This is a genomic window from Bradyrhizobium huanghuaihaiense (genome assembly GCF_025200885.1).
Classification (GTDB): domain Bacteria; phylum Pseudomonadota; class Alphaproteobacteria; order Rhizobiales; family Xanthobacteraceae; genus Bradyrhizobium; species Bradyrhizobium huanghuaihaiense.
On the sequence record NZ_CP104172.1, the window covers coordinates 4,096,925 to 4,120,532 of the forward strand.

The following is a 23,608-nucleotide window of genomic DNA, read 5'->3' on the forward strand; positions in this document are numbered from 1 at the left end:
GGGCGGAACCCGCGTTGAGACTGTCGGCCGTTGCTAGTCGGATCAGACGTCAAGTCAAGGCCCGCCCGCGTCATTGCTGCCGGGCCCATGCGACGATCGCCGCGGCGTCCGGGCCGGCCTGGGCCTCCCAGGCGGCGATCGTGCTGGTCGCGGCGTTGCGGAGCGCTCCGACGAGAGATTGCGGCGCGGGCTCGGCGATGGTGACGCCGTTGTCGCGCATGCGCGCGTAATTCTCCGCGGTGCGGTTGGCCAGCAGCGCGAACTGGCTCTGCTCGGTCTCGGCCGCGGCTGCCATCACCTCCCGCTGCAGCGGCTCGGACAGCGCGGCAAAGTCCTCGTTGCGGACGAAGGCGATCGAGATCGGCATCGCATAATTGATGGCCGTGAAATGCGGCAGGAAGTCCCAGAGCTTGCGCCCCGCGCCGCCATCGCCGGAGGTGAGGAACGCGTTCAGCTGGTGTTCCTTGAGGCCGGCGAGCGCCTTGTCCATCGGCAGGAACTGCGCATTGGCGCCGGCGGTGCGCATCACCGCGCTGGAATTGGCATCGTAGGCGCGCAAATTCAACTTCGGCAGATCGTCGGCGCCTGCGAGCACATGATCGGACCAGAGGCCCGTCGCCGGCCAGATCGTCAGATAGAGCAGCTTCAGACCGCGGGCTGCGAACGCCTTCTCGTAGAGCGGGCGGGCCCGCGCATTGGTGGCGCGCGCGACCTCGACCGATTGCACCAGGAAGGGAAGTGTGGAGAGGCCGAGCACCGGGTCGAGGCCGGACAGCGCGCCGGCAAAGGCATCGCCGCCGGCGATGCGGCCATCCAGCGCCGCCCGTGGCATTTCGCCCGAATTGATCTTGAGCTCGTTGTCGAAGGCGCTCGTCACGGTCACGAAACCGTTTGTGCGCACCGCGACGCGATCGGCGAAAGTGGTGAGCCCGATGCCGGAAATGTTGTTTTGCGGGTATTCCGTGGTCATCCGCCAGTTGACCTGCGCCAGGGCCGGAGCAGTGGACAGGACGAGGGCGGCGAGGGCCAGGATCGCGCGGATCCGTCTGGCGGGGGAACGCATTGGGAGAAGCAGGTCAGTCAGCATATATTGGCAACTCGTCGAACCATGGCACGATGCCACATGGCAGAACAACTTGTCGCATGCCGCGCCGGCACGTGCCACAGCGATGCTTGGGCAGTGTTGGCGCGAATTGCATCACTCTTCGTTGTCGCACTGCTCGTCCCTATGTTGCAGGCTGCGGCATGGGACAGCTCGCCCGCAAAAACCGACGTCGCCGTGCCGAGCGTCGAGGAGCTCGCGATGCCGCCGCAAAAGCCGGCGGCTGGGCGCGAGAGCGACACGCGGGAATCGATCTGCCTGATCGTCGAAGCCGCCGCGCGCGATGCCAATCTGCCGCTGGAATTCTTCGCCCGCGTGATCTGGCAGGAAAGCCGCTTCCAGGCCGATGCGGTAGGGCCGATGACACGCAGTGGCGAGCACGCGCAGGGCATCGCACAGTTCATGCCGGGCACCGCGAGCGAGCGCGGGCTGCTCAATCCCTTCAACCCGGTTCAGGCATTGCCGAAGTCGGCCGAATTCCTCAACGAGCTGCGCAACCAGTTCGGCAATCTCGGCCTTGCCGCGGCGGCCTACAACGCGGGGCCGCGCCGCGTGCAGGAATGGCTCGCCGGCACCGGGCCGATGCCGGAGCAGACCCGCAACTACGTCTACGCCATCACCGGTACGAGCGTCGACGCGTGGGCCAAGGCCGGCAGCACCGGCAAGGGACCGCCGAGTTCGCCGCCGACGAGCTGCCGCGACCTCATGGCGCTGTTGAAGCGCGCGCCGAATCCGTTCGTCGCCGAGCTCGAGCAGCATGTCGAGCTTGCCGCGGCAAAGATCTGGGGCGTACAGCTCGCCGCCGGGTTCGACCGCAACAGGGCGCTGGCGATGTATTCCCGCGCCGTCACGCGCCTGAGCGCCGTGATCGGCGAGCGCGATCCGAGCCTGCTGAGCTCGGTGATGCGCAGCCGCGGCACGCGTGCGTTCTACCAGGTTCGCATCGGGGCTGATACGCGGAGCGAAGCGGACGATCTGTGCAACCGCATCCGCAAGGCCGGCGGCGCCTGCTTCGTGCTGAGAAACCGGGGTGTGGCGGGGTAGGGCGCATTCCTCTCTGCTGGTCATTCCGGGGCGATGCGAAGCATCGAACCCGGAAGCTCGAGATTCTCAGGCGCGCAATTGCGCGCCGTAGTTCGGCTCTTTGAGCCGCCCCGGAATGACAGGCGATGGGTGTCGCGCGCATGCCAGCCCCGCCGCGCGCTTTCTTGACGCGAGGCGCCGCATTGCCCGTTATGCAGCCACGATTCCGTAACCTCGGCCAACACTCCCGTGGCGCTCCCTCCGCTCGATTCACCTCAATGGCAAAGTCCGTGGCGCGCCTTTGCCTGGGGGCTGCGCTCGATCACGCAGACGATCCTCACCATCGTCCTGTTCGTGACCTATCTCGGCATCGGCGCGCTCGCCCACGACACCCATTTCAGCCTGCTCTGGGCGCTCTGCTCGACGTTGTTCGTTTGGGCAGGTCCGGCGCAGATCATCCTGATCACCACGCTCGGCTCGGGCGCCACCATCATCCAGTCGGCGATCGCCGTGACCGTCAGCGCCATCCGCCTGTTTCCGATGGTGGTTTCGGTGCTGCCGCTGATGCGCACGCCGACGACGAAACGGCGTGAGCTGGTCTTCGCCGCGCATCTGACCGCGGTGACGCTGTGGGTCGAATGCCACCGCTTCCTGCCGCAGGTGCCGCGCGAGCGGCGCATTGCCTTTGTCCACGGGCTCGGCTGTGGCCTGGTCTCGGTGTGCCTCGCCGCCAACACGGTCGGCTATTTCCTCGCTGCCAACCTGACGCAGACGCTTGGCGCGGCGATCCTGTTGCTGACGCCGCTGTCGTTCCTGTTCTCGACCGCGCGCAACAGCCGCGAGGTTGCTGATGTCGTGGCGCTGACGCTCGGGATATTGCTCTATCCGCTGGCGGCGAAGATGAACTCCGGCCTCGACATCCTCGTGAGCGGCGTGGCGGCCGGTACCATCGCCTATGGCGTGCATTGGTGGCGGGAGGTGCGCGCATGAGCTTTGCGCAAGCGATCGGCGATTGGCATGCGCTCGCGGTGCTGTTCGTCGCCGGCGTTGTTCCCAACCAGATCTGGCGCATGCTGGGCCTGTGGTTCGGCGGCGGCATCGACGAGGGCTCCGAGCTGCTGGTCTGGGTAAGGGCGGTCGCGACCGCGATCCTGGCCGGCGTCATCGCCCAGATCGTGGTCGAGCCGCCCGGGGCGTTGGCCAGCGTGCCTGATGTTCTGCGCTACGGCGCGGTCGGTGCCGGCCTGATCGTTTTCCTGCTGACCCGCCGTTCGATCTTTGCGGGCGTTGTCACCGGCGAAGTCTTCATGCTGGCCGGCAAGTGGTGGTTGGGCTAAAACCACCGGCGAACAGGCTTAAGGAACAGGAATTATGGTTCGCGAAAACGAGCTCCGCGAGGGCGAGGTCTCCATCGAGCTGCCATCGACCGTGGATGCCGGCCTCGTCTTCATCGGCCGCATCCGCACGCCCTGGACCTCGCGGCTGGAGACGCCGCGGCAGGGGCGCCAGGATGGTCCGATCTGCCGCCTCGAGATCTTCGAGCCGTTCGTGCCGGCCATCAAGGGCGTCGATTTCTACAGCAATCTCGAAGTGCTCTACTGGCTCGACAGGTCGCGCCGCGACATCATCCTGCAGAGCCCGAAGAACAACGAGAAGACCCGCGGCACCTTTTCGCTGCGCTCGCCGGTGCGTCCCAATCCGATCGGCACCTCGATCGTGAAGCTGGTCGGGATCGAGGGCAATGCCATTCTGGTGCGCGGCCTCGATTGCATCGACAACACGCCGCTGATCGACATCAAGCCCGACCGCTGCGAGTTCACGCCACTGGCGGCGCCACAGAAGGGTGATTTCGAGACGGAGTGAGGTCTCTCCTCCGTCATTGCGAGGAGCCCTTGCGACGAAGCAATCCAGACTGCATCCGCGGAAAGAGTCTGGATTGCTTCGCTGCGCTCGCAATGACGAGGAGGAGAGATCGTAGCCCGTTGCGCTTCGCTCCATCCGGGCTACGGATCTCAGCCCGCCTTCAACGCCGCGATCAATTTGGTCGCGTTCTCTTCCAGCACCTTGACGTCTTCCTTGCGGCTGGCAGGCGGCAGCATGGCGACGCCGTCGTGGCGCGGCATCACGTGCATGTGCAGGTGAAACACCACCTGACCGCCGGCGGGCTCGTTGAACTGCTGCACGGTGATGCCGTCGGCGTTGAACGCCTTCATCGCGGCCGCTGCGATCTTGTGCGCGCCGCGCGCGACATGGGCGTAGTCGTCGGGCTTGATGTCGAGAATGTTGCGGGCAGGGGCCTTCGGGATCACCAGCGTGTGGCCGGGCACGCGCGGCATGATGTCAAGGAAGGCAAACACGTGCTCGTCTTCATAGACCTTGTGGCAGGGAAACTCGCCGCGCAGGATCTTTGCGAAGATGTTGTTGGTGTCGTAGGCGGTCATGGCGGGGGCTCCCGAGAATTTCACCCTTGGAATTTTCCGTTTACTGTCACCAGCCGCGGCAAGGCGTCAAGGCGCCTCGTCGATGCCTTTGCGGAACGGGCCGAGCTCGGCAAGCTCGCGCCCGGCCTCGGCGACATAGGCGCGCTCGCGCTTGAGGTAGTCATCGATGGCGCGGCGCAGGCCGGGATCGGCGATGAAATGGGCGGAGTGGGTCGTCTTCGGCAGATAGCCGCGCGCGATCTTGTGCTCGCCCTGCGCGCCGGCTTCGACATTCCTGAGGCCATGTTTGATGGCGAAATCGATCGCTTGATAGTAGCAGACCTCGAAATGCAGGAACGGGTGATGCTCGACCGCGCCCCAGTTGCGGCCGAACAGCGTGTCCGAGCCGATGAAGTTGATCGCGCCCGCGATCCAGCGGCCGTTGCGGCGGGCCATCACCAGCAGCACGTCCTCGCTCATGGTCTCGCCGATCAATGAGAAGAACTCGCGTGTGAGATACGGCCGGCCCCATTTGCGCGAACCGGTCTCCATGTAGAATTCGAAGAAGGCGTCCCAGGCATCCTCGGTGATGTCTCTTCCGGTGAGCCAATGGATCGTGATCCCGGCCGCCAGCGCGTCGCGCCGCTCGCGCTTGATCGACTTGCGATGGCGCGCGTTCATCGTTGCCAGGAAGTCGTCGAAGTTGGCAAAACCCTGGTTGTGCCAGTGGAACTGCTGGTCGGTGCGCTGGAGGAAGCCGTGCCCAGCGAGCAGCTTCCATTCGTCCTCGCGCGCGAAGGTGACGTGCAGGGACGAGGCTTTGCTGACGCCGCAGAGCGCCACCAGCCCGCTCGCCAGTGCCTCCCTGATCCGCTCGCGGTCGACACCGTCGCGGACCAGCAGCCGCGGTCCCGTCGCGGGGGTGAAGGGAACGGAGACCTGAAGCTTTGGATAGTAGCGTCCGCCGGCGCGCTCATAGGCATCCGCCCAGCCGCGGTCGAAGACGTATTCGCCCTGAGAATGCGATTTCAGATAGCAGGGCACGACGCCGGCGACGCGGCCGTCGAGCTTGGCCACGAGATGCCGAGGGCCCCAGCCGGTACGGATCGTTGCCGAACCCGATTTCTCGACCGCAGATAGAAATGCGTGCGAGACGAACGGGTTATAGGCGGGTCTTGAGAGGCCGAGGGAATCGCCTGGAAAGGCGGATGAGGTTCCGTTTCCAGCCCCAGTGCAGCGACCGCCGGGATTGGCGCAGGCGTCCCAATCCTCGGGCGAGACTTCGCCAATGGACGGTACGGCCTCGAGCGTAATGTCGGATGATGCCATTGCGCCCAAGATCGTGCATTGCAGCAGCGACTTCAAGGGGGCGGGAACTGGAGCGCGTAACTCTATCCACGAGTCATCCTGGCTTTCGCCAGGATGACGCCAGAGGCTACGGCACGAACCCCTCAAAAATCATCTGATCGGCATACTGCCCGACCCGCGTCCGCTGCTCGCCCGTGCGCACGGTCCAGCCGAGCAGGGCGCAGCCGAACAAATTGCGGGCGAGCCAGGGGGCAGGGGCCGGCAGGTGGTCGACCTTGAAGGCGACGAAATGCGGCTGGGTCTGGAAGCCGTGGCGCAGGTACAGCATGCTGTCGCGCTGCGCCTGGGTCAGGTAGGCCCAGTATTCGTCCTCGTAGCTCCGCTGCGCGACGATGCCACGCGGGCGGGCGGGCAAGAGCTCGCGCAGCGCCAGCACCTGGTCGGGGTCGAAGGACATGCCGACCGCGGGGCCGTCATAGGATGCCAGCACCTCGGCCATCCGCTTCACCAGCTTGCGGTCGCCGCCGAAACGGCTCTTCACCTCGATCACCAGGGGCACGCGGCCGGCGACCATGGCGCAGAGGTCCGAGAGCGACATCATCCGCTCGTCGGTGTCCTTGAACCTGACGGCCTTCAGCTCGGCCGCGGTCTTCCCGATCACCTCGCCGGTGGCCTCAGTGAGGCGGCCGAGCGCATGGTCGTGATGCACCATGGCCTCGCCGTCGGCGGAGAGCTGGATATCGACCTCGATCGAGAAATTGCCTGATATCGCAGCCTGCACCGCGCCCGGCATGTTCTCGACGATGCCGCGGGAAATGTCGTGCAGGCCGCGATGGGCGACCGGCCGGGCTGTCAGCCAATCCGGAGCGCGCATGCGCGTCAGGCGACCTCGAACACGCCTTCGACCTCGACCGCCGCGTCTGCGGGCAGCGAGGCGACGCCGACGGTGGTGCGGGCGTGGCGGCCCTTGTCACCGAAGGCGGCGACCATCAGATCGGAGGCGCCGTTGAGCACCTTCGGCCCATCCAGGAAGTCCGGCGCCGAGTTGATGAAGCCGCCGAGGCGCACCACGCGCACGACCTTGTCGAGGTCGCCGAGCGCCGCCTTGACCTGGGCCAGCAGGTTGACCGCGCAGCCGCGCGCGGCCGCCGCCCCGTCCTCGATGGAGACGCCGGCGCCGAGCTTGCCCTTGGCGATCAGCTTGCCGGCGGGGTCGAAGCAGACCTGGCCGGAGACGAACAGCAAGTTGCCGGTCCGCACGAAGGGCACGTAATTGGCGACGGGGGTGGGGGCCTCATGCAGCTTGATGCCCTGTTCCGCCAGTTTCTGCTCGACCGTGCCCGCCATGTCCGACCTCGTTGTCCAAAAATCATTCGCCCCGGCGCCGCAGGCGACCGGGCGCGCCCTGTTTCGCCCATCGAGCCGCCACATGCAAGCAACCGAAGGGGACTGCATTTTGTTGAGGCAGGCCAGCAAGTTCAATGCGGGGGCCGCAACTTTACGTGAAACGGCCTCAGTTGCGACGCAATGGAACGGTCATTAAAATGACGAATCTGCGCTTTCCTCAGGGAACAGACATGGTGCACCTTTTCCGGACTTCGCTCGGTGTGATGGCGCTTGCGGTGGCCGCTTTCGGCCCCGGGGGCGGGGCGCTTGCCGCCAACGGTCCGTTCCTGGCGCACCAGGCGCTTTATGATCTGCGCCTCGTCAAGTCGCGCTCCAATTCGGTCAACAGCGCGCGCGGCCGCATCCTCTACAATTTCAGCGGCAGCTCCTGCGAGGGCTACACTTCCGAATTCCGCCAGGTCTCCGAGCTCGACAGCGGCGAGGGCAAGGTCACGCTCAGCGACCTTCGCTCCAATTCCTGGGAGGACGCCGCGGGAAAAAGCTACCGCTTCAAGATCGAGACGCGGATGAACGAGGCCGATGCCGGCCGGGTCGACGGTTCGGCCGAGCGCGACGGCGACCACATCAACGTCAAGCTGAAGCTGCCGGCGCCGAAGAGTTTCACGCTCGACGGCAAGATCGTGTTCCCGACCGAGCAGATCCAGCGCATCATTGCCGCCGCCAAGGACGGCAAGTCGCTGCTCGAGCTCTCGGTCTATGACGGCTCCGACGACGGCCAGAAGGTCTACAACACGCTCACCGTGATCGGCCAGCCGATCACCGTCGACCGCGCCACCTCGTCCGATCCGTCGACGTCCGACGAGCACATGAAGTCGCTGAAGCGCTGGCCGGTCACCGTCAGCTATTTCGACCGCGAGGCCCAACAGAAGGAAGGCGAGCAGACCCCGATCTACGCGATGGCGTTCGAGCTCTACGAGAACGGCGTCTCGCGCCAGCTCGTGCTCGACTACAACGATTTCGTCATCTCAGGCGCGATGGGCAAGTTCGACGCGAAGGACAGCAAGCCCTGTAATTGAGGGCGGATGCCTCTGCGCGAGCACTGCCGTAGGGTGGGCAAAGCGTAGCGTGCCCAACACTTCCCAGGCGAGCTGCAGGATCGTGGGCACGGCGCTGTGCGCCTTTGCCCACCCTACGAGATCTCTCTTCGCCGCTTTGCTCCTCGTAGTGACAGACTAGCTCTCGTCACACTCTCCAGCTACGCTCTCTCCCAACCACAAAACTCCGGGAGCCCCTCCATGCCCAAGCTCGACCATCTCCGCCCCAGCGGCCTGCATCACAATCCCGCTTATTCCCACGTCGTCACCGCCACCGGCGCGCGCACCATCTACATTTCCGGCCAGGTCTCGACCGACGAGGAAGGACGGATTGTCGGCGAGGGCGATATCGCCGCGCAGACCACGCAGGTGATGCAGAATCTCGGGCTGGCGCTGAAGGCGGCCGGTGCGAGCTATTCCAACATCGTCAAGATCACGACCTTCGTCGTGAACTACAAGCCGGAGCTGCGCCCGATCATCGGCAAGGCCCGCTCGGTCTTCTTCGAAGGCATGGAGCCGCCGGCTTCGACCCTCGTCGGCGTCTCCGCACTCGCTGCGCCGGAATGGCTGATCGAGATCGAGGCCGTGGCGGTTGCGGATTGAGGTGTGGACGGAATGATATCGTAGCCCGGATGGAGCGAAGCGTAATCCGGGAAACCGGTCGCTGGGGATATACTGTCCCGGATTGCGCTGCGCTTCATCCGGGCTACGCGCCGGACATCTCCAGGAGAACGGCCATCGCTTCATCGGCCTGGTCGACCGGCACAAAGAGATGGTCGTGGTGAAAGGCCGACACGGCGTTCACGCTGATGCCGGCTTCGGCGAGGCGCGCCGTGATCGCCGCCAGAAAGCCCACCGCATCGAGCGCGGAGTGAACCGTCAAGCTGATCAGGCGCGAGCGAAATTCATGGCGCAGTCCGGCACGTTCGGCCTCCTCGTGCAGGAGCACCAGCGTCGTTCCTTCGCGTTCGCGGAACGTCAGCATCGGGCTGATGGTGGCTGGAATGCTCGTGCCCGGCGCAAGCGCGCAAAACACGAAGATGCCGTCCAGGATCTCCGGCTTCATGTTACGCAGCAGCGCGTCGAGATCGCGTTCGCCTGTCACGGTGCTAGCCCCCGAGCCGCCAAGATCATTTGAGCCCCCGCGCAGCCATTGGCGCCAGCGGCTGTTGAAATCTCAACCAACATACCTTCGTATATCTCCTCCAATCCTTCTCATACGCCGATCTTACGCTGGTACAATTGAGCGACGGCGGGGGATTCTTACAATTTGAGTCTACTCGGGTCACTGCGAGGAAGCTCAAATGAACGTCGTCATTCGAAAGCTCAACGGCCTGTGGCACCTCATCGTCGGGTCTTGTCAGATCCGAACTCCGTTCCTGGAAACTCAAGATCGGCAGTTGGTCGTTCAGTATGCCCGGCGCGCCTATCCGGGTGCACGGATCTTCGAACGCGACTGAGTTGAGCAGATCAGATCACTCCTGCGCCTTCTCCGGCCCGTCATAGGCAATGCCGCGGATCACGGCGGCGCTGCCGAACTTCTTGCGCAGGCTGTCCACCGCGCGTTCGGCGTGGGCGGCGCGGCGGTCGAGCATATCGGTGTCGTCGGCGGGCGAGCCCTCGCGCAAGGCGCTGACGCCGGCGCCCATCAGGCGGAAGGCGGTGCCGTCGATTTCTTTCGCCAGCATTTCGCGACAGATCGAAAAAATCTTTGCGGCGAGCTGCGTCGGCGCGGCGATCGACTGCGAACGGGTGCGCTGGCGGAAATCGGCGGTCTTCAGCTTCAGCGTCACGGTCGAGCCGGCGAGCTCGCTGCTCTTCAGCCGAGACGACGTCTTTTCGCACAGCCGCCACAGGATCTTCTCCAGCGTCGCGAAGTCGCGGATGTCGGTCTCGAAGGTGGTCTCGCTGGAAATGGTCTTGGCGCCGCGATCAGCCTCGACGCGGCGGTCGTCGATGCCGCGGGCGAGCCGCCACAGCCGGCGGCCGTCGCTCGGAAACTGCCGCATCATCTCGATCTCGTCGGCCTTCTGCAGGTCGGCGATGATCCGGAAGCCGCGCTGCACCAGGCGCTCTTGGGTCGCCGGTCCCACGCCGAAGATGAAGCCGACCGGCCTCGAAGCCAGCATCTCGCGTGCCTCCTCCTGGTCGAGCGCCGCAAAGCCGCGCGGCTTGTCGAGGTCGGAGGCGATCTTGGCCAAAAACTTGTTGCAGGACAGGCCGACCGAGACGGTGATGCCGATGTCGCGCTCGACCTCGCGGGCAAAGCGCGCCAGCACCTTGGCGGGGATCATGCCGTGCACCCGTTCGGTGCCCGACAGATCCAGAAAGGCCTCGTCGATCGAGAGCGGCTCGACCAGCGGCGTCAGGGCCTGCATGGCCTGGCGGACCTCGCGGCCGACGCGGACGTATTTCGCCATGTCGGGCGGGATCACGGTCGCATGCGGGCAGGCCTCGAGTGCCTTGAACATCGGCATCGCCGAGCGCACGCCATAGGTGCGCGCGATGTAGCAGGCGGCCGACACCACGCCGCGCTTTCCGCCGCCGATGATGACGGGCTTGTCGGCGATGTCAGGATTGTCGCGCTTCTCGACCGTCGCGTAGAAGGCGTCGCAGTCGATATGGGCGATGGTCAGGCTCGCCAGCGCCCGGTGGCGGACGAGGCGAGGGGAACCGCAGGTCCCGCAGCGGCGGACGCCCACATCCAGATCGGCCAGACAGTCCCGGCAGAAGCAGCGGGGCCCGGCCGGGACGGGGGCGCTCACGGCACGTCGCGCTCCCAATTGGGATCGCCCAGCGCATCGCCGAGGACCTGCCGCGCTGCGGCAACGTTGGTCGGATGCAGCTCCGAGGCCTCCGCGAAGGCCTTCACGGTGGCGTCATCGCGCAGCACGAAATCGAGCACGTTGAGGAGGAAATTCGGGTCCGAGGCGGCGTTCCGCAGGGTCTCCGGGCCGACACCTGTCTCGGCCAGGAACAGGCCCAGCCGCTCGGGCTCGCTTGCGACGAAGGACAGCGCCTGAATCGCAACGATTTCAGCGACTTCGCGAGGGTTGTGAACAGGCTTTTTCACGGGCCCGGTTTGCCTTTCCGTTAACTTTCGGTGTCTACTTTGCATCATGCCCGAGTCTCCGCCTTGAGTCTTGCGATCCCGGGGCAAGCAACTGGAAACCACATCGCAGAAAGTGGCCCCTCGGGTTTAACGAAACTAGAGCGAATCTGAGGCTAGTTTGAATCCAGTTTTCGAAGCGCCGGCGAGCGGCGCCTGAGGCGTCACATGTATCCGGCTTCGTGCCAATCAGGAGGGCGGGATGGCTAAGACCGTCCTGATCGTGGAAGACAACGAGCTCAACATGAAGCTCTTCCGCGACCTGTTGGAAGCACATGGCTACCAGACTTCGGGCACCAGCAACGGTTACGAGGCGCTCGATCTCGTGCGCAAGATGCGGCCCGACCTCGTGCTGATGGATATCCAGTTGCCGCAGGTCTCCGGCCTCGAGGTGACGCGCTGGATCAAGGACGATCCGGAGCTGCGCGCCATTCCCGTCGTCGCGGTCACGGCGTTCGCGATGAAGGGCGACGAAGAACGCATCCGCGAGGGCGGCTGCGAGGCTTATTTGTCCAAGCCGATCTCGGTCGGCAAATTCATAGAGACGGTCCGGCGTTTTATCGGATAGGAAGTGAGTGCAAAGTGTCCGCGCGTATCCTCGTCGTCGATGACGTTCCTGCCAACGTCAAGCTGCTAGAGGCCCGTCTGTCCGCCGAATATTTCGACGTGATGACCGCCTCGAACGGCACCGAGGCGCTGGCGCTGGCCCGCCGCTCCGAGTGCGACATCATCCTGCTCGACGTGATGATGCCCGACATGGACGGCTTTGAAGTCTGCCGCCGCCTGAAGTCAGATCCGGCCACGCACCACATTCCCGTCGTGATGGTCACCGCGCTCGACAGCCCGTCCGACCGCAACCGCGGCCTGGAGGCCGGCGCCGACGATTTCCTCACCAAACCCGTCTCCGACGTCGTCTTGATCGCGCGCGTGCGCTCGCTGACGCGGCTGAAGATGATGACCGATGAGCTGCGCATGCGCGCCATCACCTCGCTCGAGATCGGCATGCAGGCGCCCGAGCGCAGCGCGGTGGCCGACACCGGCAAGGGCGGTCGCATCCTCCTGGTCGACGACCGCGAGTCCTCCTATCAGCGGCTGGCGACGATCCTCGCCGCCGAGCACACCATCGACGTCGAGCCGAACCCGACGGAGGCGCTGTTCCACGCCGCCGAAGGCAATTACGACCTCCTGATCGTCTCGCTCGACCTCAATAATTTCGACGGCCTGCGCCTATGCAGCCAGGCGCGCTCGCTGGAGCGCACGCGCCATGTGCCGATCCTGGCGATCGCCGACCCCGAGAATTCGACGCGGCTGCTCCGCGGCCTCGAGATCGGCGTCAACGACTACCTGCTGCGCCCGATCGACAAGACCGAGCTGCTGGCGCGCGCCCGCACCCAGATCCGCCGCCGCCGCTACACCGATCACCTGCGCGACAACGTGCAGAACTCGATCGAGATGGCGATCACCGACGCGCTCACGGGCCTGCACAATCGCCGCTACATGGAGAGCCATCTGGCGACGCTCGCCGAGCAGGCCGCGACCCGCGGCAAGCCGCTGGCGCTCATGATCCTCGACATCGACTACTTCAAGTCGATCAACGACAATTACGGCCACGATGCCGGCGACGACGTCTTGCGCGAATTTGCGGTGCGCGTGCGCAAGTCGATCCGCGGCATTGATCTCGCCTGCCGCTACGGCGGCGAGGAGTTCGTCATCGTGATGCCGGAGACCGATCTCCACGTCGCCGGCATGGTCGCCGAGCGCCTGCGCCGCTCGATCGCGGGCGAGCCGTTCGCGATCCACAAGGGCACCAAGCGCATCGAGGTCACGATCTCGATCGGGCTCACCACGCTGGAGCAGAAGGGCGAGGCGGTCGCCGACGTCCTCAAGCGCGCCGACACCGCGCTCTACCGGGCCAAGCACGACGGCCGCAATCGCGTGGTGTCGCAGGCGGCGTGAGGCTGATCGCTAAGCGCCTCATATTCCGCTGTCGTCCCCGCGAAAGCGGGGACCCATAACCCCAGGCAGAAATTATAAGACGAGCTGGTAACTCCGAGTCTTCGTCAAACTTCTCCCTGTGGTTATGGGTCTCGGATCTGCGCTGCGCTTGTCCGGGACGACACCGTCAAAAACAAAAGTGCGAAAACAACCCCATGCACAGTAGCCGGCGCTAGCCGGATCAAGGACTTGCGTGGGTGGCAAGACGGCTTGCGCTGGAGGTAGCTCCATTTGACCCGTCGGGCAAAACAGGAGCAAATTGGTAGGGTCGATTAGTGGGACAGGTGCTGCAGCTCCACCCGCAACTGTCGTCCCCGCGAACGCGGGGACCATAACCCCAGGGTAGGGTTATTGCGCGAGCTGCCAACCACGAGTCTTCGCCAAACATCTCCCTGTGGGTATGGGTCCCGGATCTGCGCTCCGCTTCGCTGCGCTTGTCCGGGACGACAGTGGTTATTGTGGCGTGCGCTTGTGCCCCTTCACCGGCTTCGCACCGCCACCCACATCCACCCCCGCGTTCCGCAACAACACCGTCGCCGCTTCTTTCGCCGCGCGCGCCATCGCCGGATCGTCGCGCACGAGGTCCTGTGCGATGGAGCCGTCGACCAGCAGCACGAGCTGCGTTGCGAGCGCTTCCGCATCGGCAACGCCGAGCTCGGTCAGGCGGTCGCGAAACCAGAGGCGGCGGCTTTCCTTGAAGGCGATCGCGATCTTCTTCACGGCGCGGTCGGAGGGCCCGAGCTCGGCGACCGCATTCACGAACGGGCAGCCGCGGAAATCCTTTGCCGCAAAGCGCCGCTCCAGCGAATCGAAGGTGGCGAGGATCTGCTCGGCCGGCGGCTTGTCGGAAGGGCGGGCGTGAACGAAGCGGCGCTCGAGATAAGCCGCGATCAGCGCGTCCTTGGACGGGAAGTGGTTGTAGAGCGTGCGCTTACTGATGCCGATCTCGGCCGCGATGGTGTCGACGCCGATGGCGCGAATGCCTTGCAGATAGAACAGCTTGTCGGCGGTCTGAAGGATCCGCTCTTTCATCGTCTGTGGGGCGGGCGGGGGAGCCATGCGGTAGCGCGCATCCTGTTCGCTTGACAGCCGTGGCCAACTATAGCCTAAGTACACAGGTCTGTGTAACCAAAATCATCGGCAAAAACAGACGACGGCACCCGTGCCGCGCCCAAAAGGGAGAAGAAAAATGCCCCTGCTGCAGGTCCTGCGTCCGACGTTGCCGATCCTGATCGGCGCCTCGATCATGCTGACGCTGAGCATGGGGCTGCGGCAGAGCCTCGGCATCTTCATGCAGCCGCTGACCCATGACATCCACATTTCGATCTCGGATTTCACGCTGGCGCTGGCTGTGCAGAACCTCGCCTGGGGCTTTCTCCAGCCGCCCGCCGGCGCGCTCACCGTGCGCTACGGTTTCCGTCCGATCATGATGGTGGGCGCGTTGATGTACATTGCGGGGCTCGCCCTGATGGCGACCGCCAACGGGCTCGTCAGCATCATGATCGGCGCCGGTGTGCTGATCGGGACGTCGCTGGCCTGCACCGCAGCCGCAATCGCGATGTCGGTGGCGGCGCGCGCGGTGCCCGAAACGGTGCGCTCGACCGTGCTCGGCATCGTCTCCGGCGCAGGCTCACTGGGCGCGCTGCTGTCGGCGCCGATCGGGCAGATGCTCAACGAAGGCTTCGGCTGGCGCATCGGGCTCGCCGGCTTCGTCGTCATGTCGGTGTTGATGATCCCCGCCGCCTGGTATGCCGGTCGCATCGACAAGATCCCGCTGCCGAAGCCGGCCGCGGACGACATCGGCGATGCCTCGGCGGCAACCGCGGCAAGGACGGCGTTCGGCAACGCGCCGTTCGTGGTGATGACCTGCGCCTATCTCGTCTGCGGCATGCAGCTCGTGTTCCTGACCACGCACCTGCCGTCGTACCTTGCGATCTGCGGCCTCGATCCGATGCTGAGCGCGCAGACGCTCGGCATGATCGGCGGCTTCAACGTGCTGGGCTCGCTGTTCTTCGGCTGGGCCGGCCAGCGCTGGAACAAGCTGGCGCTGCTGGGCGGCATCTACATCCTGCGCTCGCTCGCGCTCGCCTGGTACTTCATGCTGCCGGCCACATCGTTCTCGACGCTGCTGTTCGGCGCGATCATGGGCTTTTTGTGGATGGGCGTCGGCCCGCTGGTCGCGGGCGCGGTCGCCGAGATGTTCGGCCTGCGCTGGCAGGCGATGATCCAGGGCCTCGCCTTCATGAGCCACCAGATCGGCAGCTTCCTCGGCGCCTATGGAGGAGGGGTGCTCTACGACGCGCTCGGCTCCTACACCATGGCCTGGCGCATCGGCGTCGCGCTCGGCCTTGCCGGCGGCATCGTGCAGGTCGCGTTCGCGCTGATCCGCCCGTCGCAGCCGCCGGCGCCGGTGTTGCGGACGGCGTAGGCGAGGCGGGTGGTCGCTTTCGTCGGCTTGGCAGCTTGCAGCGGACGCCGCGCTGCTTGGCCCTGATGGGCCGCTCGTGACCCGAAGCAGACCACGTCGGATTTCGCGAGCGTTGATCAATCAGCACAACCCGATATACGGTCGCAGTCAGTCGGCGGATGAAGAGGTGTCATGAACTGCCAGGAATTCGTCGAAGCCATCAAGCGCTATGTGGGGGATGCCGCAATCGAAGATACAGTAGCCCTCCTGAAGAACCCGCCGGGCAGAAACGTGCCACGGGAACAGCGCGTGCGTTCGGAATGGTACAAAAGCCTGCGAGCGGGAGACGCCGATAACGTCATTGGCGTAATTGCGACAGCGGTCCATCAAACGCTGTTCGGGCTTCTGGCGGTGCTCGACGGCGTGCGATCCGTCGACAACGAAGGGGGGCGCTTCGAGCTAACCTATGTTGGTTCGACGCCGGTTGTGCTCAATGACCAGCAGGCCATAAGTCTACACGATCTCTTAAACGCCTCGAATTGAGCTGCTCGGGGTGCCACGAGCATCGTATACTTTCTCGTATCGCTCAGGCGCAATGTCCACTTCTGGGGCCCATCGCTGACATCAAACAGCTCTGCGTCGACGTCGTCTTCCGCGCGTAAAGCAGACGCTACAATCCAGGAGCATCTCCGCTCTCGTGCTTATTGGCGCAGCGCGGTGCCCTTAGGGTGCCGCTACCTTCACCTTCACCGAGACGGGCAGCGGAAGGCGCAGCACCCGCGGCGGCGACTCCGAGGGCTGCGCTTTGCGAGGTGGGTCACACTCGCGTCCCCGACGCCAAATGCGCCGATCTCTGAGGTGCGTTACGTAGCCCAGCTCGCGTGTCCCGGACGCAACGCAGCGCTATGCGCTGCACCGAGTCCGGGACACGAGAGAGCTGGGGCTCAACCGCAGCAGAAGGCCTGCGGAGAGATGGAACTAACGCGTGCGTCCTGACCGCTTGAGATCGGCGACCTTGAACCGGTTGCCGGCCGCCAGGCTGCTGCAAATCCAGTGGGCTTTGTTTCGATTCTCGCCCAGGAACACCTTCGTCTCGACGCAATTCTCGTAGGATGTATGGGTGATGGTGTCTCGGCACGTTGGCGAGAAAGGTCCATAATCTATATTGCCGCCCGACTCGCTACAGCCAATCCAGGGCTCCTTGCCCTGCGGGAAACTTGATGCGCAGCCACCGTTGCAGCTGCTGGCGACTCTTTCCAGGCTGGCAATTCTCGCCATGACAGAACCCGGCGCATAGGAAGGCGTCCGTGTGGCCGAAGACGACGTCCGAGCGGTTGATGCAGTCCGGCGCGATGATACCCCGGAGTTCGTCGCTCGCTCCGGACTATGAGGCCTTGCCGCCTGCTTCGGCGCGTCGACCGTTACAGGAGGAAGCGTGGCGGCGGAGCCGGTTGGGATCTGCGACGCCGCGGGGGCGCAGAGCAAGACGGTTGACAAGGCGGCGATAGTTGAAGGCACGACAAGACTTGATGAGAATCTCATGACTATGTCCTTCCCAAATCCGAGGACGTAAATGCTGCCCCGGTATGTGCACGGTAACAGACATTCATCATTGAGCAATCAAAGGTTGAGGGTCCGTCTGCACATAACCGCGCCATCGGCACGGTGCTCCAGGCTACGTTCGGCTCGCCTCAAGACCACCGCGATGCTTGTTTGATCTCGATCAATAGGCCGCCTTTCCGCTGACCTAGGGAAGGGGGGTGCGTAGCCCCACTACGCGACCCACCCAAAGCCGTCGGCTTCCCCAAGGGCTGACGGCTTCCTTTTGCGCGCTTGTGCAGGAGGGACTTGGAAACGCTCCGGGTAATTGCTAGTTTTTCCCGAGTTTGCGTCCGATCAATCTCGCCTCGCCGTATTTGCCTAGCATGTGTTGAACCTTCAGGGAGGTCGAACAATGCTGGTGAGGATCAATACCGTCCCCCGCATGCAAATCGACGGGCAGCTTGCTGCTCTGGCCGGTGAGCGGATGTCTTGCTGCGAATTCAGGTATCGCAGGGGCGCCGAGATCTTCGGCGAGGGCGAGGAGCCCGAATATGTCTACCAGATCGTCTCCGGCGCCGTGCGCACCTACAAGCTTCTGCCGGACGGTCGCCGTCAGATCAACGCATTCCACCTGGCCGGCGACATGTTCGGGTTCGAGAACGAGACGACTCACCGTTTTACGGCCGAAGCGATCGTCGAAACCAATGTCCACCTCATGCGACGCACCAGCATTCTGGAGGCGGTGCGACATGGAGGCGCGGGTACGAAGGACCTCATCAAATTCGTCACCCAGAATCTTCAGCACGCCGAGAGCCATATGCTTCTCCTCGGCCGAAAGACGTCGCTCGAGCGGGTGACGGCATTCCTTCTCGAGATGGATGAACGGCTGCAGCATCCGGACGTGATGATCTTGCCGATGAATCGCCGCGACATCGCCGATTATCTCGGGCTGACCCTGGAAACCGTCTCCCGGGCCCTTTCTATCCTTCGAGACGAAGGACTGCTGCGCTTTGACGGAAATACGCAGCGGCGGCTCGAGCTGGTCGATCGTGGCGCTCTCGCGAAGATCGACGCCTGACGGCCGCCAGCCTGGCAAGCTTCCTTAACGCCGGCGTTCGAGCAGCCGACGATGTTGCATCGCGTTAGCCTGAATGACCGCCGGAGGCCCATAGCGGGCGTGGATCGCGCCGCAGGTTCTAGTGGTGGGGAGGACTGCAGTCGAGCTCCTTGATCCTCCCGGCGGCGTCAAACGCAAAAAGCGCACTCATGACGCCCGCACTGGTGACGTAGGAGAGGATGGTCCCGTCGTGCCAGGGATTGAGATCGTCCAAGGTGCTTGCCGGATATTCCCGGAGGCGATCGACCCAATAGGCACGAAGTGCCTCGCGGCCGGTGATGGTTTTGACGCAGCCGCAGCCGCAGTGAACCACGGCATCGTCGGCATACATATCCAAGATCGCTTCGATATCGCCAGCGCGGTAGGCATCGAGCCAGTCAACCGCAACGCCCATCGGGTCAAAGGACATATCTCTCACCTGCATACCGTCAAAATCATACCGTCAAAACTTGCAATTTGTGATCGGGTTAACCCCGCTAAGCCTCTTTCTCTAAACGATTAATTGTATTTTAATACCCGTACCCGGCCCCGGCCATATGCCGAAGGACATAGAACCGGGGCGAGGCATATTTCATGTTGGACATTGCGAAGCAGGGGATATTTCAGCGCATCCGGCTCGTGATCGCAGATCGACAACCGATCGTTCTACAGGGACTGAAGTCGGTATTCGCGGCACAGCAGGACTTCGACGTCGTCGCATCGTCCAGCGACGGGACAAGCTGCCTCGAAGCCATCAGGAAATTGACACCCGACGTCGCGCTTGTTGCCGACACCCTGCCGGACCTGACGGTCTCCAAGATCATCGCGATCGCGAAAGCCGAGAAGCTTTCCACGCGCCTGGTGTTCTTTACCGAGTCCGACACCTACGACGAACTGACTGCGGCTATTGCTGCCGGCACCTGCAGCGCAATTTCGAAGTATGCCTCTCCCGCCACGATGCTGCGATCACTGAGGCTGATGACGAAGAGCGGTGTCTCGCTGGAGCAGTCCGATCTCTCGCCAACCGGCAAGGAAGTTGACGGCGGCAAAATCGAAAAGATGCTGGAGCATCTGACGCACCGGGAACGTCAGATTGTTCGACTGGTGTCGGAGGGAATGTCGAACAAGGAGATCGCGCGCCAGCTCGACGTGTCCCATGGGACAGTCAAAGTCCACCTGTACAATATTTTCCAGAAGCTCGAGATCACCAACAGAACGGTGCTCGCGACCATCGCATTGCTGCAGCGTGCCTCTGGCTTCGGCGCGCTCTCGCTGGCGCTTCTGGTGATCGCCATTGCGGACGAACTCAAGGCGTCGGAAGCGAACGACGTGCTTCCGGATGACGACGGCATCGGCCACGCGGGCGAGCACGCCGAATATGAGCCCTGGAAAAAGGCCATTCTCCGGCACCGCATCGCCTGGGAATCCGGCGAGACGCCTCCGGTCACGCAGAGAGACGTCCTTGCCAAGGTTAGCCAGGTCGCGGACCCGGCGGCGGCAATGGAAGCGCTGCACGCGGCCGAGCAGTCTGCAGGCTCCAAACCGTCGAAAGACCACGGTCCTGTCGGATCGAGCACACCCAATCTTCCCGCGCTTTTGCCGCGAGGAAACGTACAGATGGGAGGTGACCCGGCCCCAGACCATCTCGTCCCGCGGCTTGCGTCCAATCCGATGTCGCTTCAGGGAGGATATGGCACCTTCGCCACTCTCGCCGGTGCGTTGATCGACGCGCTGCACGACCCCCATCTCGGCGCGCAGTCGCACGATCCGGGCAAAGCGTCGCTCGACGGCTTCGTGAGCTTCATCCGCGAGAGTGCGACCACAAAACTGGCCGATGCTGGCGCTCGTCATGTCGACAACTCTGCCCCGGCTTCGCACGAGTCCCAGCCGTCTTCCGCGTTTGTGAGCACTGGAAACGAAAGCGTCGCTGGAGAAGGCGGTGGAGGCCAGATCGGTCATGGCGCTGCGGGTGACGGCGCGGGTGCCGACCTCCAAAAGCTGCTTGGCTTATTGAATCTTGGTCAGGATGCCGATCTTGGCGGAGATGGCCGCGATCAGCTGATGGGCGGCAACGTTGAAAACGTTGCTTCTCGTTCCCCGGTCGATTCCCATTCGACCTCTTCCGACGCTGCCTTTGATTTCGGATCCGGCTCGAGCAGGATCAATCTTGCGGCTTTCGGAGCGCTTGCCTGGCTGCATATGACGGCAGCAAGCAAGTCCATACCGCCACATACCCTTGCCTGGATCTACGACCCCGCAAGCAATGAAACGATCGTCTATGTCAATCCGACCGATCGTAGTCTCGATATCGGCGATCGCGGCCTGGTGGAAATCCATCTGCAGGGGATCGTGTCCGTTGCGGAGCAGGATTTCGTCGGCCATCCGGAAGGCGCGGCTGTCGCGATCACCTTGGAGCAGCTCGAGGCAGCGCTGACATCGGCGGCCGCAACCGATGAGAGTGTTCTGAGTACGGACAACGTCCATGCCATTGGCGGGGCGGGCGAGAGCACAGTCGAGACGGCTGGGTGGTGGAACATTCGGGCCGACGATGGCCTGAGGTTTCAGTTCGGCCAGACCCGGACCGGATTGGGAGCGTCGACGAGGTCGAGAAGTGTCGCCAGCGATTCGGCGGATGCAACGGAAGAGAGCGATGGCGCGTCTGCCGCGTCGGCTCACGCATCATCGATCGTGCTTGCTCATAGCGTGAAGGTTACGGCAGTTGAAAATCCCACATTGAAGAGTGAGCCGATCAATGCGGGCACCGGCGATTCGTCGGGGCTGAACGAGATCGTTCAGCCGAGCGTCGCAACGGCCGACAGTGCGGGCCGCGGCAACTCCGAGCATGCTTCGGAGCAAGGAGCTGAAAAGGCCGCAGCCAGGGAGTCGGCTGAAGATGACTCCAAGCCGGGCAACGGCGTCGGCAATGACAAGAAGACGGCCGAGGCGGCTGAGGAGAACCACGGCAACTCCGATCACTCAAACTCTGCAAAGGCGCCCGCCGCGGAGACGACTGAGGCTGACACCGAGCCGGGTAACGGTGCCGGCAACGACAAGAAGACGGCGGAGACGGCTGAGGAGAAGCACGGCAACGCCGATCACTCAAACTCTGCAAAGGCGCCCGCCGCGGAGACGACTGAGGCTGACACCAAGCCGGGTAACGGTGCCGGCAACGACAAGAAGACGGCGGAGACGGCTGAGGAGAAGCACGGCAACGCCGATCACTCAAACTCTGCAAAGGCGCCCGCCGCGGAGACGACTGAAGCTGACTCCAAGCCGGGTAACGGTGCCGGCAACGACAAGAAGACGGCGGAGACGGCTGAGGAGAAGCACGGCAACTCCGATCACTCAAACTCCGCAAAGGCGGCCGCCGCGGAGACGACTGAAGCTGACACCAAGCCGGGTAACGGTGCCGGCAACGACAAGAAGACGGCGGAGACGGCTGAGGAGAAGCACGCCAACTCCGAACACTCAAACTCTGCAAAGGCGGTTGCCGCGGAGACGACTGAAGCTGACACCAAGCCGGGTGACGGCGTCGGCAATGACAAGAAGACGGCCGAGGCGGCTGATGAGCAACACGGCAACTCCGGGCACGATTTACACCCAGCCTCTGCAAACGGACCGCAAGCAGCCGACGTCGTCGACCCGGTCGTCGCAACGGACGATAGCGCGAGCCACGGCAACTCGGATCACGCTTCGAAGCCGGGGTCTGCAACGGCCGATGCCACAGAGCTGGCTGAAGCTGACTCCAAGCCGGGCAACGGCGTCGGCAATGACAAGAAGACGGCCGAGGCGGCCGACGTGGACCACGGCAACTCCGGGCACGACTTACACCCAGCCTCTGCAAACGGACCGCAAGCAGCCGGGATCGTCGAACCGGTCGTCGCAACGGTCGATAGCGCGAGCCACGGCAACTCGGATCACGCTTCGAAGCCGGGGTCTGCAACGGCCGATGCCACAGAGCTGGCTGAAGCTGACTCCACACCGGGCAACGGTGGCGGCAATGACAAGAAGACGGCCGAGGCGGCTGATGAGCAACACGGCAACTCCGGGCACGATTTACACCCAGCCTCTGCAAACGGACCGCAAGCAGCCGACGTCGTCGACCCGGTCGTCGCAACGGACGATAGCGCGAGCCACGGCAACTCGGATCACGCTTCGAAGCCGGGGTCTGCAACGGCCGATGCCACAGAGCTGGCTGAAGCTGACTCCAAGCCGGGCAACGGCGTCGGCAATGACAAGAAGACGGCCGAGGCGGCCGACGTGGACCACGGCAACTCCGGGCACGACTTACACCCAGCCTCTGCAAACGGACCGCAAGCAGCCGGGATCGTCGAACCGGTCGTCGCAACGGTCGATAGCGCGAGCCACGGCAACTCGGATCACGCTTCGAAGCCGGGGTCTGCAACGGCCGATGCCACAGAGCTGGCTGAAGCTGACTCCACACCGGGCAACGGTGGCGGCAATGACAAGAAGACGGCCGAGGCGGCCGACGTGGACCACGGCAACTCCGGGCACGACTTACACCCAGCCTCTGCAAACGGACCGCAAGCAGCCGAGATCGTCGAAGCGGTCGTCGCAACGGACGATGGCGCGAGCCACGGCAACTCGGATCACGCTTCGAAGCCGGGGTCTGCAACGGCCGATGCCACAGAGCTGGCTGAAGCTGACTCCGCACCGAGCAACGGCGGCGGCAACGACAAGAAGACGGCAGAAGCGGCCGTCGTGGAGCACGGCAATTCGGGGCACGATTCACAGTCAACCTCTGCGAACGCGCCGGACGCAGCCGGGACTGTCGAACCGAGCGTCGCTAGCGGCGATGACGCCGGCCACGGAAACGCGCAGCAGGTGATGCAATTTGCCGCGATCGCATCAGAAGCCGCGCAGCCTGCTCAGGCTGCGCCCGAGACCGGCAGCGCGAATCTAGACCTGGTGTTCCGCTTCGATAGCGCGGCAGCTTCTTCCACGCCCGTCGCGGTCGTTGTGCCTCAAGTGCTCGACACTCTGCTCGATGTGCACGTGCCGCCCGGTCAGCAAAAGGCTCTCGAGACTATCCTCCACATAACTTCCAGTGCGCTGGACGACCACGCGCCCAATCACGGCAATAGCGGCTTGCATCCTGCCAATGGACATGCGGCGCATGACTTGCTGATTTGAACTGTCGCATC

Annotated in this window: 23 protein-coding genes; 13 read left to right on the plus strand and 10 right to left on the minus strand. The window is 64.1% G+C overall.

Annotated elements, in window-relative coordinates:
* Positions 1-70 precede the first annotated feature (70 nt).
* Positions 71-1,087 (minus strand): TRAP transporter substrate-binding protein, encoded by a 1,017-nt coding sequence (locus tag N2603_RS19575; protein WP_260390023.1) that lies wholly within the window; start codon positions 1,085-1,087, stop codon positions 71-73.
* Between the two features lie 141 nt (positions 1,088-1,228).
* On the opposite strand from N2603_RS19575, the gene N2603_RS19580 reads away from it, so the two are divergent.
* The 4 genes from N2603_RS19580 to tsaA all read left to right on the plus strand — a co-directional run bounded on the left by N2603_RS19580 (position 1,229) and on the right by tsaA (position 3,988).
* The gene (locus tag N2603_RS19580) at positions 1,229-2,146 is read left to right on the plus strand and encodes a lytic transglycosylase domain-containing protein (RefSeq protein ID WP_425248995.1); all 918 of its coding nucleotides are present in this window, start codon (positions 1,229-1,231) and stop codon (positions 2,144-2,146) included.
* Positions 2,147-2,374: 228 nt separating this feature from the next.
* The gene (locus N2603_RS19585; RefSeq protein ID WP_260390025.1) at positions 2,375-3,115 is read left to right on the plus strand and encodes an AzlC family ABC transporter permease; all 741 of its coding nucleotides are present in this window, start codon (positions 2,375-2,377) and stop codon (positions 3,113-3,115) included.
* On the plus strand, positions 3,112-3,462 hold the full coding sequence (locus N2603_RS19590) for an AzlD domain-containing protein (RefSeq protein WP_260390026.1): 351 nt from the start codon (positions 3,112-3,114) through the stop codon (positions 3,460-3,462). Before N2603_RS19585 ends, N2603_RS19590 begins: the two co-directional genes overlap by 4 nt.
* A 34-nt stretch (positions 3,463-3,496) precedes the next feature.
* Positions 3,497-3,988: a tRNA (N6-threonylcarbamoyladenosine(37)-N6)-methyltransferase TrmO gene (tsaA, locus tag N2603_RS19595; RefSeq protein WP_260390027.1), complete on the plus strand. Its 492-nt coding sequence runs from the start codon at positions 3,497-3,499 to the stop codon at positions 3,986-3,988.
* Positions 3,989-4,137: 149 nt separating this feature from the next.
* On the opposite strand, the gene N2603_RS19600 is transcribed toward tsaA, so the two are convergent.
* From N2603_RS19600 to N2603_RS19615, 4 genes are all read right to left on the minus strand, one after another.
* Entirely contained in the window at positions 4,138-4,566 is a 429-nt protein-coding gene (locus N2603_RS19600; RefSeq protein WP_018646934.1) for an HIT family protein, read from the minus strand.
* Positions 4,567-4,632: 66 nt separating this feature from the next.
* Entirely contained in the window at positions 4,633-5,874 is a 1,242-nt protein-coding gene (locus tag N2603_RS19605) for a GNAT family N-acetyltransferase (RefSeq protein ID WP_260390028.1), read from the minus strand.
* A gap of 106 nt (positions 5,875-5,980) precedes the next feature.
* The gene (locus tag N2603_RS19610) at positions 5,981-6,727 is read right to left on the minus strand and encodes a glycerophosphodiester phosphodiesterase (protein WP_260390029.1); all 747 of its coding nucleotides are present in this window, start codon (positions 6,725-6,727) and stop codon (positions 5,981-5,983) included.
* A gap of 5 nt (positions 6,728-6,732) precedes the next feature.
* Positions 6,733-7,200, minus strand: coding sequence for a RidA family protein (locus N2603_RS19615; RefSeq protein WP_014494672.1), 468 nt, complete (start codon positions 7,198-7,200; stop codon positions 6,733-6,735).
* Between the two features lie 230 nt (positions 7,201-7,430).
* On the opposite strand from N2603_RS19615, the gene N2603_RS19620 reads away from it, so the two are divergent.
* Positions 7,431-8,276 carry a cell envelope integrity EipB family protein gene (locus N2603_RS19620; RefSeq protein WP_260390030.1) on the plus strand — a complete coding sequence of 282 codons (846 nt, stop codon included), beginning with the start codon at positions 7,431-7,433 and terminating at the stop codon, positions 8,274-8,276.
* A gap of 219 nt (positions 8,277-8,495) precedes the next feature.
* The gene (locus N2603_RS19625; RefSeq protein WP_260390031.1) at positions 8,496-8,897 is read left to right on the plus strand and encodes a RidA family protein; all 402 of its coding nucleotides are present in this window, start codon (positions 8,496-8,498) and stop codon (positions 8,895-8,897) included.
* Between the two features lie 103 nt (positions 8,898-9,000).
* Here N2603_RS19625 and N2603_RS19630 read toward each other — a convergent pair whose 3' ends face one another.
* Positions 9,001-9,399 carry an ACT domain-containing protein gene (locus N2603_RS19630; RefSeq protein WP_018646939.1) on the minus strand — a complete coding sequence of 133 codons (399 nt, stop codon included), beginning with the start codon at positions 9,397-9,399 and terminating at the stop codon, positions 9,001-9,003.
* A gap of 199 nt (positions 9,400-9,598) precedes the next feature.
* Between N2603_RS19630 and N2603_RS19635 the strand changes: the two genes are divergently transcribed.
* Entirely contained in the window at positions 9,599-9,754 is a 156-nt protein-coding gene (locus N2603_RS19635; RefSeq protein ID WP_008548553.1) for a hypothetical protein, read from the plus strand.
* Between the two features lie 15 nt (positions 9,755-9,769).
* Here the strand turns inward: N2603_RS19635 and N2603_RS19640 are convergent, their stop codons facing one another.
* Both N2603_RS19640 and N2603_RS19645 read right to left on the minus strand, forming a co-directional pair.
* Entirely contained in the window at positions 9,770-11,059 is a 1,290-nt protein-coding gene (locus N2603_RS19640) for a DNA polymerase IV (RefSeq protein ID WP_260390032.1), read from the minus strand.
* On the minus strand, positions 11,056-11,367 hold the full coding sequence (locus N2603_RS19645; RefSeq protein ID WP_018646941.1) for a DUF3572 domain-containing protein: 312 nt from the start codon (positions 11,365-11,367) through the stop codon (positions 11,056-11,058). The genes N2603_RS19640 and N2603_RS19645 overlap by 4 nt, the downstream gene beginning before the upstream one ends.
* A 238-nt stretch (positions 11,368-11,605) precedes the next feature.
* Between N2603_RS19645 and N2603_RS19650 the strand changes: the two genes are divergently transcribed.
* Both N2603_RS19650 and N2603_RS19655 read left to right on the plus strand, forming a co-directional pair.
* Positions 11,606-11,971 carry a response regulator gene (locus N2603_RS19650; protein ID WP_008566616.1) on the plus strand — a complete coding sequence of 122 codons (366 nt, stop codon included), beginning with the start codon at positions 11,606-11,608 and terminating at the stop codon, positions 11,969-11,971.
* Positions 11,972-11,985: 14 nt separating this feature from the next.
* Complete coding sequence (locus N2603_RS19655; RefSeq protein WP_260390033.1) at positions 11,986-13,359, plus strand: PleD family two-component system response regulator; 1,374 nt, start codon at positions 11,986-11,988, stop codon at positions 13,357-13,359.
* Between the two features lie 492 nt (positions 13,360-13,851).
* On the opposite strand, the gene N2603_RS19660 is transcribed toward N2603_RS19655, so the two are convergent.
* Positions 13,852-14,457 carry a TetR/AcrR family transcriptional regulator gene (locus N2603_RS19660; RefSeq protein WP_260390034.1) on the minus strand — a complete coding sequence of 202 codons (606 nt, stop codon included), beginning with the start codon at positions 14,455-14,457 and terminating at the stop codon, positions 13,852-13,854.
* A 130-nt stretch (positions 14,458-14,587) separates the two neighbouring features.
* On the opposite strand from N2603_RS19660, the gene N2603_RS19665 reads away from it, so the two are divergent.
* The 3 genes from N2603_RS19665 to N2603_RS19675 all read left to right on the plus strand — a co-directional run bounded on the left by N2603_RS19665 (position 14,588) and on the right by N2603_RS19675 (position 18,425).
* Positions 14,588-15,826 (plus strand): MFS transporter, encoded by a 1,239-nt coding sequence (locus N2603_RS19665; RefSeq protein WP_260390035.1) that lies wholly within the window; start codon positions 14,588-14,590, stop codon positions 15,824-15,826.
* A gap of 171 nt (positions 15,827-15,997) precedes the next feature.
* Positions 15,998-16,348, plus strand: coding sequence for a hypothetical protein (locus N2603_RS19670; RefSeq protein ID WP_260390036.1), 351 nt, complete (start codon positions 15,998-16,000; stop codon positions 16,346-16,348).
* Positions 16,349-17,759: 1,411 nt separating this feature from the next.
* Positions 17,760-18,425 carry a helix-turn-helix domain-containing protein gene (locus N2603_RS19675; protein WP_425248996.1) on the plus strand — a complete coding sequence of 222 codons (666 nt, stop codon included), beginning with the start codon at positions 17,760-17,762 and terminating at the stop codon, positions 18,423-18,425.
* Positions 18,426-18,543: 118 nt separating this feature from the next.
* Here N2603_RS19675 and N2603_RS19680 read toward each other — a convergent pair whose 3' ends face one another.
* Entirely contained in the window at positions 18,544-18,873 is a 330-nt protein-coding gene (locus tag N2603_RS19680) for a nuclear transport factor 2 family protein (RefSeq protein WP_018646949.1), read from the minus strand.
* A gap of 164 nt (positions 18,874-19,037) precedes the next feature.
* Between N2603_RS19680 and N2603_RS19685 the strand changes: the two genes are divergently transcribed.
* Positions 19,038-23,597: a LuxR C-terminal-related transcriptional regulator gene (locus tag N2603_RS19685; RefSeq protein ID WP_260390037.1), complete on the plus strand. Its 4,560-nt coding sequence runs from the start codon at positions 19,038-19,040 to the stop codon at positions 23,595-23,597.
* Positions 23,598-23,608 lie beyond the last annotated feature (11 nt).